We start from the raw sequence: 15,389 nt of genomic DNA, 5'->3' as shown, positions 1-15,389 counted from the left end.
TAAAAAAATCGGGGCATTCTAGCACAGAATAGAAATGTTATTGAAGTTTAGGTAATAAAAAAGGCTTTCGAGCTATCTCAAAAGCCTTTTTCATCTTATTTAAATTAAAGTGCGGAAACATTCAAACGTGAACCACCAACAATACGCACACGCGCACCTGGCACGAGGTTCGCTTCGGCTTTTTGCACCACAACAATTTCTTTGCCGTCATCTTTGCGAATAACCATTTCAATGGCGCTAACTTGGCTGACTTTTTCTTCAACCTTACTGCCGACAACGGCACCGGCAACCGCACCAACCGCAGTGGCTAATGCTCTGCCTGTACCGCCACCGATCGCTGAACCGGCAATACCGCCAATCGCACCCCCACCGATCGTGCCGACCACGCCTTGATTGTCTGATTGAATTTTCACCGGGCGGGTGGAAACAATGGTGCCGTAACTAATCGAACGGGCTTCTTTCGCTTGAGCACCCGAATAGACGTTACCGCCATAAATATCTTCATTGGCGCAACCAATAAGAGTTAAGCTTATTAAAATAGCTAATGCGATCTTTTTCATAAAAGCTCCTTAAACACGAAATTAACCTTTTATTTTGCTTATTTATTCTTTGATAAATAAACGATGAATCTGATTTTATTGAACCGCTTTATATCATCAAACTGCGCTTACAATTTGCTTGATGCTGTATGGGTGGAACTTGATACAAGTAGGATTCTGCATTTTATCTACAAAACTTACTGCAACAGATAAATTGAGCAGTTTTTCACCACACCCTTTCGGTTCGCTCGTTTTGACTTTAAAACGTTCGGGTTGGTTCCACAAGAATGTATTTTTTATTCTTGTTAACCATTCTTCTGCGGTTTCATTGGGTAAAAATGGAACAACCACCTCAATATGCTCCCAAGTTTCCTGCGGATAATGTTTATCTTTTGGGAAAGGTAATTCCACCACATCAACCTCTTGTTGCACCAAACGCAAAGGCTCATGTAACTGAATCAAATAAATCACTCTGCCGTTAATCAGGTTATCGCTCAACACCGAGCCATGCTCTAACAATAGCGTCAGCCAAGCCTTCGCCGTTTGCTCGGTATTCACCCGCAAAGAAAGGTGATCAATTTCATATTGGTTTAAATCTAAATTGATCTGTTGTGCCAATGCTTGAATTTTTTGCTCAAAATCCTGAAAGTCGGCAAAAAGTGCGGTCTGTTTTTCAAACATTTTATGGGGAAAGCGAAACGACATAATTTTCCTTTTTGGCTTTTCTGAAAGGTGAAAGAAGGGTATTATATCGAGCTATTTTTTATCAGCCCAAACTTATTTCAAAAAATTTAAGGTTCAGCCGTGAATATTCAATCTATTTTATCCGAAAAAATCAAACAGGCGATGATTGCAGCCGGTGCCGATGCACAATGTGAAGCCCTCGTTCGCCAATCGGGCAAAGTGCAGTTTGGTGATTATCAAGCCAACGGCATCATGCCGGCCGCCAAGAAATTGGGATTAAACCCACGTGAATTTGCTCAAAGCGTATTAGACAAAGCCGAATTACAAGACATTGCAGAAAAAACGGAAATTGCTGGTCCAGGATTTATTAACATTTTTCTAAAAGACACTTGGCTTGCAGACAACATCAGCCGCGCTGTACAAGATCCGAAATTAGGTGTACACAATCCGGAAAAACAAACTGTCGTAGTGGACTATTCCTCCCCAAACGTAGCCAAAGAAATGCACGTGGGACATTTGCGTTCAACCATTATCGGTGATGCTGTCGTACGCACACTTAAATTTTTAGGCAATAACGTCATCCGTGCCAACCATGTAGGTGACTGGGGCACCCAATTCGGTATGCTGATTGCCTATTTGGAAAAAATGGAAAACGAACATGCCAGCGAAATGGAATTGAGCGATTTAGAAGCTTTTTATCGCGCGGCAAAAAAACATTATGATGAAGATCCGGTATTTGCCGAAAAAGCCCGTAATTACGTGGTGAAATTACAAAGTGGTGATGAATATTGCCGTACCATGTGGCAAAAACTGGTGAAAATCACCATGCAACAAAACCAACACAACTACGATCGTCTCAACGTGACCTTAACAAACAAAGATGTGATGGGTGAAAGTTTGTATAACCCAATGTTGCCGGACATTGTTGAAGATCTGAAAAAACAAGGTTTGGCTGTAGAAGATGACGGCGCATTAGTGGTTTACTTGGATGAATTCAAAAATAAAGACGGCGATCCAATGGGCGTTATTGTGCAGAAAAAAGATGGTGGCTTCCTTTACACCACCACTGACATCGCGGCTGCCAAATATCGTTACGAAACCTTAAAAGCCAACCGTGTATTAGTCTTCTCCGATACGCGCCAAAGCCAACATATGCAACAAGCTTGGCTGATTACTCGTAAAGCGGGCTATGTGCCGGACAGTTTCCAGCTAGAACACAAAAATTTCGGCATGATGTTAGGCAAAGACGGCAAACCGTTCAAAACCCGTAGTGGTGACACCGTGAAACTGGCGGATTTATTAGACGAAGCCATTGAACGCGCGGGTGTATTAATTTCGCAAAAATCCACCGCACTTTCTGAGCAAGAAAAAGCTGATGTGATTGAAGCTGTTGGTATCGGTTCGGTGAAATATGCGGACTTATCGAAAAACCGCACCACGGATTATGTGTTCGATTGGGACAATATGTTGAGCTTTGAAGGCAACACGGCGCCTTATATGCAATATGCCTACACCCGCATTCGTTCGATTTTCAATCGTAGCCAAATTGCCCTAAGCGAAGTAGAACAAGCCCAATTAAGCATTACTAATGAAAAAGAACGTGCTTTGGCAATCAAATTATTGCAATTTGAAGAGGCCGTTCAAGTGGTTGGAAAAGAAGGTACACCGCATGTACTTTGCGCTTATTTATACGAATTGGCCGGCGTATTCTCTTCCTTCTACGAGCATTGCCCGATTCTGAATAATGACGATCATCAAGTGAAACTCAGTCGCTTAAAACTGGCGTTGTTAACAGAAAGAACGCTAAAACAAGGATTGGATTTACTCGGCATTAAAACCGTTGAGAAAATGTAATCTCATTAATAAATCACATCCCGCTTTTTATGGCGGGATTTTTTTATGCTTAAAATCATGCCATCAAGAATGAAAAAAATCGGGTAAAAAAAAGTGCCTCACAGGAGGCACTACTCGGAAAGCAAAATATGTTTGGCTATTTGTATAGCACTTATTTTTGTTGGGGCTAAGGATAGCAACATGACATTATAAAGCAAACGGTTATTTGTAATTTTGTGAACTCACTCACGGTTTTACATCAATTTATTCTCTGATAAGAAAGGCGCTATAAACAGAAAGTGCGGTCGAAATTCAAAACGTTTTGTAAATCGACCGCACTTTATATGCACAATATTATCGAGGGATATTAATATAAACTACTGTCCCATTGACATCACCATTAAGAACAACATTGAAGCCACCTGTTCTTCCGGAATCACGTTTCCGTTTAATTTAAGCTCACCTTTTTCCAGCACAAGATCGAGTTTAACGGATTTTCCGTCCTCAACCAGAATACCTTGTTGCACACCATTTTTAACGCCTAAATTAACTTGTTCTGTTGCCACTTTAGTTGCCTGTTCTTTATCATCAAGTCGGTCTAACTGCAATACCGTCGCAGCTTCCTCAATTAACGCTTCTTTATTGGCATCCATTTTGAAAATAAAGTGGTTAAACAAACGGAAAATCTTTCCTTGGCCGATAGCATTTTCAAAATCAGCGCTTGCCATGGAAATATCCAAATTGGAGGCTAATTTACCGGCTTTATTGTTAAGTGTCGGATTAAAGATAAACTGCGGTTGAGTATCAATCAATTTTTTCGTGATCTGTACTTCCTCATCGGTAAGCACATCATGCTGTTGTTTCGCGGATTCGTTATAAACCTGAATTAACTGGTTAAAGGTTTCACCGTCAACGTGGTTTAACGCCATATCAATGGTTAAATCTCCTAAATCAGCATCACGGACCGAAATTCCGTTAAACACGATTTTTGCAGCAGAATCTAAGATGTTATCTTTTCTCACCGTATCAAAATCGACTTTCCAATTTTTAAATTCAACGTGATTGCTTTTCCCTTCAGAATCTATAGCGTTGAACTTCACCGCACCACCTGATAAAGATTGTTTACCAGTGGAAAGATACGCCCATTCCGGAATACGTTGATATTCAGCATCAATTTTTAAATCGTTGAATTCAACAGAAGCATTTTTATCCGGCTCACTATATTGAAGTTTATTCAGCGCAAAATCTAATTTATTCACACCATCGCGCTTGAAGCCCAGTTTCATATCCAAGCCATTCACAGCGAATGTTCCTTCTTCCATCACAGCTTCAAAAGGCACAAGATCCACATGAGAAGATCCGCTTTGGTTATAATCAACAAAGGTGGTTACAGTAATCGGTGTTTTACCTTTTGTTGCTTCAAACCAAGGAGCTGTTGTTTCATTTTTAGTCATCAAATCCACACTGGAAAACAGACTTGGCATGAAATTAAAATGGCTTAACTGATTTAACGGCAACGGGCCATGGTATAACGTCCCTTCAAATGGCAACGTCCAGGTTTTGCTCGGATTTTCAAGCTCAGCCACTAAAATGTCATATTTAGTTTTAGAACTGAATAAACCACGTTCAAAAGAAACATGATCAAAACGAATGTCCAAACCAAGAGAATCCGCTGATTGGCTAAGATCTTTATTCACGAGATTGACTTGACGAACAAATTCTTCTTCTGCCACTTTTCCCGTGTACCATGCACCACCAACCCAGGCGACACCTAATGCCGCAATAACACCTAACGTTAACGTTGATTTTTTCATACCTCTGTCCTTAATAAATAAAAAGTGAAATAACTTGGCTAATCTAGCATAAATTTAATTTTTTAGAAAAAAAGACCACTAAATTTTTCTCTTCCTCTTGAATCTCTTACTTTTATCCTCATTTTACAAAACGAATCAGGATTGAACCGCAAATGTGCTGTTCTAGCAACAAGCCTTTGAGTAAAGCTAGCACTGAAAATCCATCTGATTTTTGAACCGCACTTTTCATGCATTGAAAAAATTTTTAAATAAATGCCTTGAAATGCAAAATTCAATCCACATCTTACAATCCGTAAACCATTACACCGAATTTAAAATTTTACGAGGAGAAAACAAATGGGAAAAATTATTGGTATTGACTTAGGTACAACAAACTCTTGTGTTGCTGTGATGGATGGCGATAAACCACGCGTGATTGAAAACGCAGAAGGCGATCGCACCACGCCGTCAATCATTGCTTATACAAATGATAACGAAATTTTAGTCGGTCAACCGGCAAAACGCCAAGCGGTGACCAACCCGAAAAACACCTTATTTGCCATCAAACGTTTAATCGGCCGTCGTTTTGAAGATGCTGAAGTAAAACGTGATATCGACATCATGCCATTTGAAATTACACGCGCAGACAATGGCGATGCATGGGTCAATGTGAAAGGCGATAAATTAGCACCTCCGCAAATTTCTGCCGAAGTGTTGAAAAAAATGAAAAAAACCGCCGAAGACTTCTTAGGCGAACCGGTTACTGAAGCCGTTATTACTGTGCCGGCATACTTTAACGACGCACAACGTCAAGCAACCAAAGATGCTGGTCGTATCGCTGGTTTAGAAGTTAAACGTATCATCAATGAACCAACTGCAGCCGCACTAGCTTACGGCTTGGATAAAGGTCAAGGTAACAAAACAATCGCTGTTTACGACTTAGGTGGTGGTACATTCGATTTATCCATCATCGAAATTGATGAAGTGGGTGGCGAGAAAACATTTGAAGTGTTGGCAACCAACGGTGATACTCACTTAGGTGGTGAAGACTTCGATAACCGCGTGATCAACTATTTGGTCGATGAATTCCAAAAAGAACAAGGCATTGACTTGCGTAAAGATCCGCTTGCAATGCAACGTTTAAAAGAAGCCGGTGAAAAAGCAAAAATTGAGCTTTCTTCCGCACAACAAACGGATGTGAACTTGCCTTACATCACTGCAGATGCAACTGGTCCTAAACACTTAAACATCAAGTTGACCCGTGCGAAATTAGAATCTTTAGTGGAAGATTTAGTGGCCAAATCCCTTGAGCCGGTAAAAGTTGCATTATCCGATGCAGGATTAAGCGCATCTCAAGTTGATGATGTGATTTTAGTGGGCGGCCAAACTCGTATGCCACTTGTTCAACAAAAAGTGGAAGAATTCTTCGGCAAAGCACCACGTAAAGACGTTAACCCAGACGAAGCCGTTGCGATTGGCGCAGCAGTACAAGGCGGTGTGTTAGCCGGTGATGTAAAAGACGTATTGTTGTTAGACGTTACCCCATTATCATTGGGTATCGAAACTATGGGTGGTGTGATGACCACTTTAATTGAGAAAAACACCACGATTCCAACCAAAAAATCGCAAGTGTTCTCAACCGCTGAAGATAACCAAAGTGCGGTAACTATTCACGTGTTACAAGGTGAACGTAAACAGGCTTCTGCCAACAAATCTTTAGGTCAATTCAACCTTGAAGGCATCAACCCTGCTCCACGCGGTATGCCACAAATTGAAGTGACCTTCGACATCGACGCAGATGGTATCATCCATGTTTCTGCGAAAGACAAAGGCACCGGTAAAGAACAACAAATCACCATTAAAGCGTCTTCCGGTTTAAGTGATGAAGAAATTCAACAAATGGTACGCGATGCCGAAGCGAACGCTGAAGCTGACCGTAAATTTGAAGAATTAGTACAAGTGCGCAACCAAGCAGATCACCTTGTACACAGCACACGTAAACAATTAGAAGAAGCAGGTGATAAAGTTCCAGCCGCAGATCGTGCTGCTATCGAAAGCGCATTAAGCGACTTAGAAGCTGCCGCAAAAGGTGAAGACAAAGCAGTGATTGAAGCTAAACTTCAAGCTCTTGCAAAAGTTGCTCAAAAACTTGCTCAAGCGGCTCAACCACAAGGTGATGCACAAGAAGCGCAAAGCAACGGCAAACCAAACGATGATGTTGTTGATGCTGAGTTTGAAGAAGTGAAGGATAATAAGTAATTTCACTCTCACTAAAATAGAAGGGCGTAGCAATACGCCCTTTTGGTGTATTCATCAACCACAATTTTTCCTGACTTTATTTAAAAAAGTGAAGTCAGGAAAAATAAACCAGGAGGATAAATGACGTTAAAACTCTACCCAATCGTACAACAACGCTTAAATAACGACATAGCAAATGAAATGATCCCAACCCTTTGGCAAAACAATTTCGATAAACTACCACAAGGTCATCATTGCTATGGCATTTATTTTAATTATGCGACGAATCACCAAGCAGACTATGATTTTGCGATTGCAAGTGAAGCAGCATTAGAGACTGATATCCCGGTGATTGAAATTGAAGATTTGAGTTTCTACGAAGTTTTTCGTTGCCAAGTAGATGAAATTTATCAAACATGGCAACTTATCTGGAAAAAAGAACAACAAGGTTTACTTAAGCGGGCTTATTCGGTGGATTTTGAAAAATACCACCCCGATGGTTTAGTAGAAATTTATATCGCCGTTGAACCACATTGTTAAGCTCAAAGTGTGTAAAATTTTATAAAAAATGACCGCACTTTTCCCCTCAAAACAAACACAACCCAAGGAAAAATAATGGAATTTGCAACAAAATGTCTCCATGCCGGCTATAGTCCTAAAAATGGTGAACCGCGCGTTCAACCTATCGTACAAAGCACCACCTTTACCTACGATTCTGCGGAAGAAATCGGTAAATTATTTGATTTGCAAGCGGCTGGCTATTTCTATACCCGTCTGGCAAATCCAACCACGAATGCCGCAGAAGAAAAAATTACCGCACTTGAAGGTGGTGTGGCGACAATGTGTACCGCGTCAGGTCAATCGGCGGTTTTTTATGCCATGCTGAATATTTTAGAAGCCGGCGATCACTTTATTTCCTCCTCTTGTGTCTATGGCGGCACCTACAATTTATTTGCACACACGTTCAAAAAAATGGGGATCGAAGTCAGTTTTGTGGATCAAGATTTGCCACTCGAAGAACTCAAAAAAGCCATTCGTCCAAACACCAAAGCCATTTTCGCTGAAACCATTGCAAACCCGGCGTTACGAGTGCTAGATATTGAAAAATTTGCTGCCTTAGCCCAAGCTGCGCAGGCACCGTTACTAATCGACAACACCTTTGCCACTCCTTATTTTTGCCGCCCAATCGAATTTGGCGCAAACGTGGTTATTCATAGCACATCTAAATATTTAGATGGCCATGCCATTGCACTTGGCGGATCTATTACGGATGGTGGCAACTTTAATTGGAATAACGGCAAATATCCGCAATTAAGCACACCGGACCAAACGTATCACGGGTTGGTTTATACGGAAACATTTGGCCCTGCCGCTTATATTGTTAAAGCGCGCGTACAATTAATGCGTGATTTAGGCGCAACACCGGCACCGCAAAACAGTTTCTTATTGAATATCGGCATGGAAACCCTTGCGTTGCGTATGCAGCGTCATTATGAGAATGCACAGGCTGTCGCTGAGTTTTTGGAAAAACACCCACAAGTAGCAAAAGTAAGCTATCCGGGGTTAATCAGTTCCACGGATTACGCACTCAAACAAAAATACTTACCAAACGGTTTGTGCGGTGTCATTTCTTTTGAAATCAAGGGAGGCAAAGACGCTGCGGCAAAATGGTTAAATGCTTTACAAATGACATCTCGTGAAGTGCATGTGGCGGATATTCGTACTTGCGCGTTACACCCTGCGACCTCAACGCATCGCCAATTAAGTGAAGTCGAATTAGAAAAAGCAGGGATTTCCGCAGGATTAATTCGCCTTTCTTGTGGTATTGAAAGTGTTCAAGATATTTTGGCGGATTTAGAACAAGCCTTCAATGCGGCAAAATGATGGTATTCAAGGCAGACAATCGGCCAGCCTCTTTGAACAACGACAAAATCATATCGTAACAGAAATATAGACGGCTCATTTTGGTTTGTTGGCTTTCGTTTGGCTGTAACAAACGAAAATAAGCCGAGCCATGCCTTAATAAATTCATGTGTTGGCTCTTAATATTTCTGCCTTTCGGTATCATTTTGGTCTTTAGCGATATTGTTCATGTAATACAATAGACAATCATAAAAGTAGCATTTGATATTTTAAACGGAAAATTGAAACATTATGGCAAAACAAGACTACTACGAACTTCTCGGCGTTTCTAAATCCGCCGATGAAAAAGAAATTAAGCGTGCCTATAAAAAGCTCGCCATGCAATATCACCCGGACAGAACTCAAGGTGATAAAGAGAAAGAAGAAAAATTTAAAGAAATCCAAGAGGCTTATGAAGTACTCAGCGATAAGCAAAAACGGGCCAACTATGATCAATACGGTCATGCCGCATTTGAACAAGGTTTCGGTGCCGGCGGTGGTGGTTTTGGCGGTGCGGATTTCGGCGATATTTTTGGCGATATGTTCGGGGATATCTTCGGTGGTGGCGGACGTGGTCGCCAACGTGTTGTGCGTGGTGATGATTTACGTTACGACCTTGAAATCACCCTTGAAGAAGCCGTCAAAGGCGCAACCAAAGACATTAAAATTCATACGCTTGCCCCTTGTGAAACCTGTCATGGCTCAGGGGCTGAAGCCGGTTCAAAAGTGGAAACCTGTCCACATTGTCACGGTTCAGGTCGCTTACGCCGTCAACAAGGTTTCTTTGTAACGGAGCAACCTTGTCATTTCTGTCATGGCACCGGTAAGAAAATTGAGAAACCATGTAAAACTTGTCACGGTGACGGCAGAGTGAATAAACCAAAAAACCTTTCCGTAAAAATCCCGGCAGGCGTGGATACAGGAAATCAATTACGCTTATCAGGCGAAGGCGCAGCAGGTGAAAATGGTGCACCGGCAGGCGATTTATATGTTGTAATCCATGTGAAAGAACATCACATTTTTGAGCGTGATGGCAGCAACCTTTATTGTGAAGTACCGATTAGCTTCACTATGGCTGCTCTTGGTGGCGAAATTGAAGTGCCAACATTGGATGGCCGTGTTAAGTTAAAAATCCCTGAAGAGACCCAAACGGGTAAATTATTCCGTATGCGTGGCAAAGGTGTTACCTCCACGCGCAGTGGGTATGCCGGCGATTTAATCTGTCGAATTGTGGTAGAAACGCCAGTCAAACTTAAGGAAGAACAAAAAGAATTGCTACGTAAGCTTGAAGAAAGCTTAGAAGGGCAAACGAAACAGCGTCCTAAATCTTCTAGCTTTTTAGACGGTGTAAAACGTTTCTTTGATGATCTAACTAAGTAAAGTTAACAAAATCTAAAACCAAAGTGCGGTAGAAATTCTAAGTATTTCTACCGCACTTTTTTACGTGTAAAACTTAGGCATAAAAAAAGACCGACATTATGTCGGTCTTTTTAATGAGTATTAACTCAAATTAGAAGTGTACACGTAAACCTGCACCATAGATATTTTCGTTAGTGCGTTGACCATCGTCAACTTTTGTAGTAGCGCGAGTATATTGTACATAAGGCACTACATATTTGTTGAATTTGTAGTCAACCACTGCAATATAGTGGTTTTCAATAGTTTTACCTGTTTCAACTTTTTTATCATGGTCATAACCATGTTTTGTTCCTAAACGTTCCCATTGCAAACCAACAGTTGATGGAATACCGGTAAGACCATTTAAGTCATATTTAGCTTCTACGAAGATATATTTAGTTCTATTTTTGCTAGGCTTACTTCTTAACTTATCTACACCTTGGCCATAAGCAGCGCCTAATTTCAAGTCTTGCAATTGATAATGAGTTGCTAAGACCCAAGTGTGATCTTTTCGATTAGTTTCAGAGCTTGCTTTTGTATCAAATTGATCTACTGTATAAACTGCAGCGGCATCAAATTTGTGGTTGTCAGCGATTTCATAGTTATAGAATGCACCAACTTGGTAACCACTCTTATAATTGTTTGTAGTATGTTTCTCAGCATTACCAAACAAGTAATCTACGCCAAAGCTAAAGCCACCGAATTCAGCAGAGCTAAACTTAACAGATTTATCCGCACGAGTTATTAATGGATTCAATGCCCCAGAATCATAGTATAAGCTATCGCCTACAACATCATCAGCTGTAGTTGATTGACGACCAAAGCTCAATTTACCTACGTTCTCAAAACCGAAACCAACAAATAATTTACGAGTTGTAGGATCGCCAAAATCATTTTCAGCGTTTTGTTTGTTTTTAAGAGCATCTCTCTCAAAACGCAATTCATAACCTGCGAATGCAGATAATCCATTTTCTAATGCTTGAGATGCTTTGATATTAATACGGGAACCATCGTTAACTAAATTACCACGTTGGTTTTCACCTAACTTACCTAGGAAGATACGCATTGAACCGCCAAGTTCAACTTTTGTACCATCTTGATTATAAACTGTTGCAGCACTTGATGTGCCTGCTGCTGCTAAAGCAGCGATTGCTAATGCGATTACTGTCTTTTTCATAATCTTCATTCCTTTTTCAGAACTTACTTGTTATTAAGGTAAATTTGAACTTTTCAAATTGCGAATAGTCCAAGCTACTTCTTTTGAAGCGACTAAATGTTGCCAAAGAAAAATTCGACCGTCAATAAAAAGTTCCTTTTTTTCTGCCTATTTTCTGATACAGATCACATTTTTCCACTTCAATTTAAGAGAAAACATGTTCAAATTACGTTTAATCGTTTAAATCCGGCATTTAAATCTTCAATTAAATCATCAACATCCTCTAAGCCAACATGAATTCGAATCAGCGTTCCCTCTAATTTACGTGAAATATTCGGACGAATTTTGGCAATTTCTTCCGGTTGGTTACAAAGAATAAGCGATTCAAACCCACCCCAAGAATACGCCATCGTAAATAATTCAAAATGATCCATAAACGTTTCTAACTGTTGTTGGGTGAGTTTTTGCTTTAATTCAAATGAAAACAGGCCACTTGCACCAAGAAAATCTCGTTGGAAAAACACATGCCCAGGGCAGCTTGGCAATGCTGGATGATATACGGCTTTGACTTCAGGTTGTTGTGCCAACCATTGTGCCACTTTGATGCTATTTTCCTCATGTTGTTTTAATCGAATACCCAACGTGCGCAAACCACGCGCTGTCGTATAAGCGCTATCGGCATCCACCATTTGTCCCATTAAATAGGAATGCTCACGTAATTTATCCCAACAACGAGCATTAGACACGGCAGTACCAATCATCACGTCAGAATGCCCTACTAAATATTTTGTTCCCGCTTGGATGGAAATATCAATATCATGTTCTAAAGCGTTAAAAAGAACGCCACCGCCCCACGTGTTGTCAATCATAATCACGATTTCCGGATTTACTTTTCTCACAGCCTTCACAATGGCGGGAATATCAGGCACTTCCATAGTTAACGAACTCGGTGATTCAAGAAATAAAACTTTGCTATTCGGTTGAACTAAGCGGGCTATATCCTCGCCAATCATCGGATCATAATATGTGGTTGCCACCCCCATTTTTTGCAGAATGATATTACAAAAGTCCTGTGTCGGTTCATAAGCCGCACCGGTCATTAAGATATGATCACCGGTTTGTACAAAGGACAGAATGCTGTTTGTCACAGCAGCAGCACCACAAGGATACAAATAGCAACCTGCACCACCTTCTAATTCACACATCGCATCTTGCAAAGCAAAATGTGTTAGTGTGCCGCGTCTGCCATAAAAGAGTTCACCTTTTGCTCTATTCATTGTGGCGTGTTTTTTATCGGCTAAACAATCAAAAACTAAAGAAGAAGCACGCTGTACCACAGGATTAACTGCTCCTTGGGTATAACGTTTTTTTCTGCCCGCATGAACTAACGCGGTTGCAAGAGATTTTCCTGACATGATGACATCCTATAAAATAATAAAAAATCGAGTAAAAGTGCGGTCGTTTTTGCCGTTAAAAATATTAACGCTAAATTCTTATCATCACTAGCTTCTTTTTAAATCAAATTTCTAAATTGGCATTTTAAAAGGGAAGAATCTGATTTAGAATAAGCACACTATTCACCTCTAGCAAAATGAATCATGAAACTTAATATTCCCATTTTTCTTACGATTTTTCGCGTTATTTTGATTCCTTTCTTTGTTATTACCTTTTATTTACCTTTCGATTGGGCGCCTTTCTTAACTACTCTACTTTTCTTCATTGCCGGTGTCACCGATTGGCTTGATGGCTATTTAGCAAGAAAATGGAAACAAACCACCCGATTCGGAGCCTTTTTGGATCCTGTCGCAGACAAAATCATGGTGGTCGCGGGGTTAGTCTTAGTGGTGGAATATAACCATACTTTTTGGATTACGATTCCCGCAATCGTGGTCATTTCAAGAGAAATTATTATTTCTGCTTTACGTGAATGGATGGCTGAATTAGGTAGCCGCAGTAAAGTCGCAGTATCTTGGTTAGGCAAAGTAAAAACCACCTCCCAAATGCTCGCATTAGGCGGATTATTATGGCGTTATAACACCGCAATGGAAATCATTGCCATAGTTCTGCTTTATGTTGCTGCCATTTTAACAATTTGGTCTATGTTGCAATATCTGAATGCGGCTAAAGACAGCCTATTAGAAGACTTACGCGAATAAAAGTGCGGTCGTTTTTGGCCGTATTTTTATTTTGAATTTTTTCCAAAGTTGAATTTTTTTTAAGCAGTTAAATAAATTTTTTTAAATTTCTATTTGACTCACAATTATAAATGAGTAAAATGCACCCCGTTGTTTAGCGCTGCTAAATGATGACGCGGGAATAGCTCAGTTGGTAGAGCACGACCTTGCCAAGGTCGGGGTCGCGAGTTCGAGCCTCGTTTCCCGCTCCAAGCCCGAGTGGTGGAATCGGTAGACACAAGGGATTTAAAATCCCTCGCCTTTCGAGGCGTGCCAGTTCAAGTCTGGCCTCGGGCACCATTTAATACACTTCTTAGTTTATTAAATTCCCCTTTTAAATCATATCATTGGGTCGTTAGCTCAGTCGGTAGAGCAGCGGACTTTTAATCCGTTGGTCGAAGGTTCGAATCCTTCACGACCCACCAAATATAAATTCCCAATTATTCGATATATTCTTTCTCTTAATCTTTATTTTCTCTTTAATGAATAAAATAAGGTGTTACCCTTATTTATTAAACGCGTGCCCCTCTCCTTATGACAATTATCGAAAATAGCATTAACAGTTTTAGCTCCACTTGAAAAACAACGTTTGATTGTACGTGAGAATAAGCAATTCTATTATGAATAATTCGTAAGGGTTCGATATAGAAAGAGAATTAGACACAAGGACAATTTGATGATTCCTTGGGTGTCTTCAACAAGGCTATCGGCCAAGAGTCAAAGACCTATTCCTATTATAACTGTAATACTTCAACATGAATGTTGCCGCTTCTTTCTTTAGTCGTTATAAAGTAGCAACAGCGGTGAAAGGGACGGAGTCAAGGCGAATATCTTAGGATTTACGAAACGAACGTTTCAGCTACCGGAGAGCGGTAGCAACTACATGCATCACTAGATACGTTCCCATTTGTGGTGTTCTGCTTCTCTCAAAAAGCAAGAATGAAAGGAAGGCTTAAAACAAGTCAAGCTGAACATCAAATTGATTTTGTTAGATTGGCATCACTCCTAATGCATTGGAAAACCATGAACTCACCTTCGGGTGAAACCGAACCGCGTCGAATTCGGTGCGGTTCTCTTTTATAGAAAAATAATTTCCTAGCATCGTTTGCCCACCAAAATTTAGTTTTGCCTATTGATAATTCTCTTTCAATTCGATTTATTTATGGTATTTTCAAGCCTTCTTTGTGCATTCTTTTTACTCAATTACCTATTTTTGATTAATAAAAGCGATTAAATCCATTGCTTTTTCAAATCAAATTTATTGATTTAAATCATATGGTTAGATTATGTTTTTAGCCATAATCGCCCTGCTGTTTTTACTTTTTTTAACATTGGAGCATGATTATGAAAAAATTTGTACTTAAAGCCGCGGTCATCGCGATTGCTGGTTATTTAGGCGTTGTTGGGTATATCCATCAATATGATAAGGGGCAGTCAGAAAAATTACTTGCTGAAGGAAATTACTCTGCTGAGCAACAAAAGGTTGCCAAAATCTTGTTAGATAACGGTTGTCAATATTGCCACTCCCCTAATGCTGATTTACCTTTCTATGCTAATCTTCCGTTAGCGGATTCTATCTTAAGTCGCGATATTGATGTTAAAAATACAAATTTCTGTCAAACGATACAAATAATTGTCGCCTTATAATCCAAATCATTTATAATCTACTTAC

Annotated in this window: 12 protein-coding genes, 3 tRNA genes and 1 pseudogene; 10 read left to right on the top strand and 6 right to left on the bottom strand. The window is 40.2% G+C overall.

Annotated features, from left to right (window positions below; genetic code table 11):
• Positions 1 to 104 precede the first annotated feature (104 nt).
• Both DK415_RS02035 and DK415_RS02030 read right to left on the bottom strand, forming a co-directional pair.
• Entirely contained in the window at positions 105 to 560 is a 456-nt protein-coding gene (locus tag DK415_RS02035; protein WP_109432234.1) for an outer membrane lipoprotein, read from the bottom strand.
• A 96-nt stretch (positions 561 to 656) separates the two neighbouring features.
• Positions 657 to 1,244 (bottom strand): VOC family protein, encoded by a 588-nt coding sequence (locus DK415_RS02030; RefSeq protein ID WP_109432233.1) that lies wholly within the window; start codon positions 1,242 to 1,244, stop codon positions 657 to 659.
• Between the two features lie 99 nt (positions 1,245 to 1,343).
• Between DK415_RS02030 and argS the strand changes: the two genes are divergently transcribed.
• On the top strand, positions 1,344 to 3,077 hold the full coding sequence (gene argS / locus DK415_RS02025; protein ID WP_109432232.1) for an arginine--tRNA ligase: 1,734 nt from the start codon (positions 1,344 to 1,346) through the stop codon (positions 3,075 to 3,077).
• Positions 3,078 to 3,433: 356 nt separating this feature from the next.
• On the opposite strand, the gene DK415_RS02020 is transcribed toward argS, so the two are convergent.
• On the bottom strand, positions 3,434 to 4,870 hold the full coding sequence (locus DK415_RS02020; RefSeq protein WP_109432231.1) for a YdgA family protein: 1,437 nt from the start codon (positions 4,868 to 4,870) through the stop codon (positions 3,434 to 3,436).
• A gap of 336 nt (positions 4,871 to 5,206) precedes the next feature.
• Here DK415_RS02020 and dnaK point away from each other — a divergent pair, with 336 nt between their 5' ends.
• The 3 genes from dnaK to DK415_RS02005 all read left to right on the top strand — a co-directional run bounded on the left by dnaK (position 5,207) and on the right by DK415_RS02005 (position 8,971).
• Positions 5,207 to 7,108 (top strand): molecular chaperone DnaK, encoded by a 1,902-nt coding sequence (dnaK, locus tag DK415_RS02015; protein ID WP_109432230.1) that lies wholly within the window; start codon positions 5,207 to 5,209, stop codon positions 7,106 to 7,108.
• Positions 7,109 to 7,228: 120 nt separating this feature from the next.
• On the top strand, positions 7,229 to 7,627 hold the full coding sequence (locus DK415_RS02010) for a GyrI-like domain-containing protein (RefSeq protein ID WP_109432229.1): 399 nt from the start codon (positions 7,229 to 7,231) through the stop codon (positions 7,625 to 7,627).
• A gap of 75 nt (positions 7,628 to 7,702) precedes the next feature.
• Positions 7,703 to 8,971, top strand: a complete 1,269-nt coding sequence (locus DK415_RS02005) for an O-acetylhomoserine aminocarboxypropyltransferase/cysteine synthase family protein (RefSeq protein WP_109432228.1) — start codon at positions 7,703 to 7,705, stop codon at positions 8,969 to 8,971.
• Here the strand turns inward: DK415_RS02005 and DK415_RS09450 are convergent.
• Entirely contained in the window at positions 8,955 to 9,119 is a 165-nt protein-coding gene (locus DK415_RS09450) for a hypothetical protein (RefSeq protein WP_160309760.1), read from the bottom strand. The two genes, DK415_RS02005 and DK415_RS09450, sit on opposite strands and share 17 nt — an antisense overlap.
• A 122-nt stretch (positions 9,120 to 9,241) precedes the next feature.
• On the opposite strand from DK415_RS09450, the gene dnaJ reads away from it, so the two are divergent.
• Positions 9,242 to 10,369: a molecular chaperone DnaJ gene (gene dnaJ, locus DK415_RS02000; RefSeq protein ID WP_109432227.1), complete on the top strand. Its 1,128-nt coding sequence runs from the start codon at positions 9,242 to 9,244 to the stop codon at positions 10,367 to 10,369.
• Positions 10,370 to 10,499: 130 nt separating this feature from the next.
• Here the strand turns inward: dnaJ and DK415_RS01995 are convergent, their stop codons facing one another.
• Together DK415_RS01995 and metC are read right to left on the bottom strand one after the other, a co-directional pair.
• The gene (locus tag DK415_RS01995; RefSeq protein ID WP_109432226.1) at positions 10,500 to 11,564 is read right to left on the bottom strand and encodes a porin; all 1,065 of its coding nucleotides are present in this window, start codon (positions 11,562 to 11,564) and stop codon (positions 10,500 to 10,502) included.
• A 200-nt stretch (positions 11,565 to 11,764) separates the two neighbouring features.
• Complete coding sequence (metC, locus tag DK415_RS01990) at positions 11,765 to 12,958, bottom strand: cystathionine beta-lyase (RefSeq protein WP_109432225.1); 1,194 nt, start codon at positions 12,956 to 12,958, stop codon at positions 11,765 to 11,767.
• A gap of 183 nt (positions 12,959 to 13,141) precedes the next feature.
• Here metC and pgsA point away from each other — a divergent pair, with 183 nt between their 5' ends.
• The 5 genes and pseudogenes from pgsA to DK415_RS01965 all read left to right on the top strand — a co-directional run.
• Complete coding sequence (pgsA, locus tag DK415_RS01985) at positions 13,142 to 13,699, top strand: CDP-diacylglycerol--glycerol-3-phosphate 3-phosphatidyltransferase (RefSeq protein WP_048748936.1); 558 nt, start codon at positions 13,142 to 13,144, stop codon at positions 13,697 to 13,699.
• Positions 13,700 to 13,853: 154 nt separating this feature from the next.
• Positions 13,854 to 13,929: transfer RNA gene (locus tag DK415_RS01980), tRNA-Gly, on the top strand.
• Between the two features lies 1 nt (position 13,930).
• A tRNA-Leu gene (locus DK415_RS01975) sits at positions 13,931 to 14,017 on the top strand.
• A 49-nt stretch (positions 14,018 to 14,066) separates the two neighbouring features.
• Positions 14,067 to 14,142: transfer RNA gene (locus DK415_RS01970), tRNA-Lys, on the top strand.
• 919 nt (positions 14,143 to 15,061) lie between these two features.
• Positions 15,062 to 15,331: pseudogene (locus tag DK415_RS01965) on the top strand (heme-binding domain-containing protein); the annotation flags it as partial.
• Positions 15,332 to 15,389: the final 58 nt, after the last annotated feature.

Source organism: Aggregatibacter segnis (assembly GCF_003130075.1).
Classification (GTDB): Bacteria; Pseudomonadota; Gammaproteobacteria; order Enterobacterales; family Pasteurellaceae; genus Aggregatibacter; species Aggregatibacter segnis_A.
This window is presented reverse-complemented; position numbering and strand designations above follow the sequence as displayed.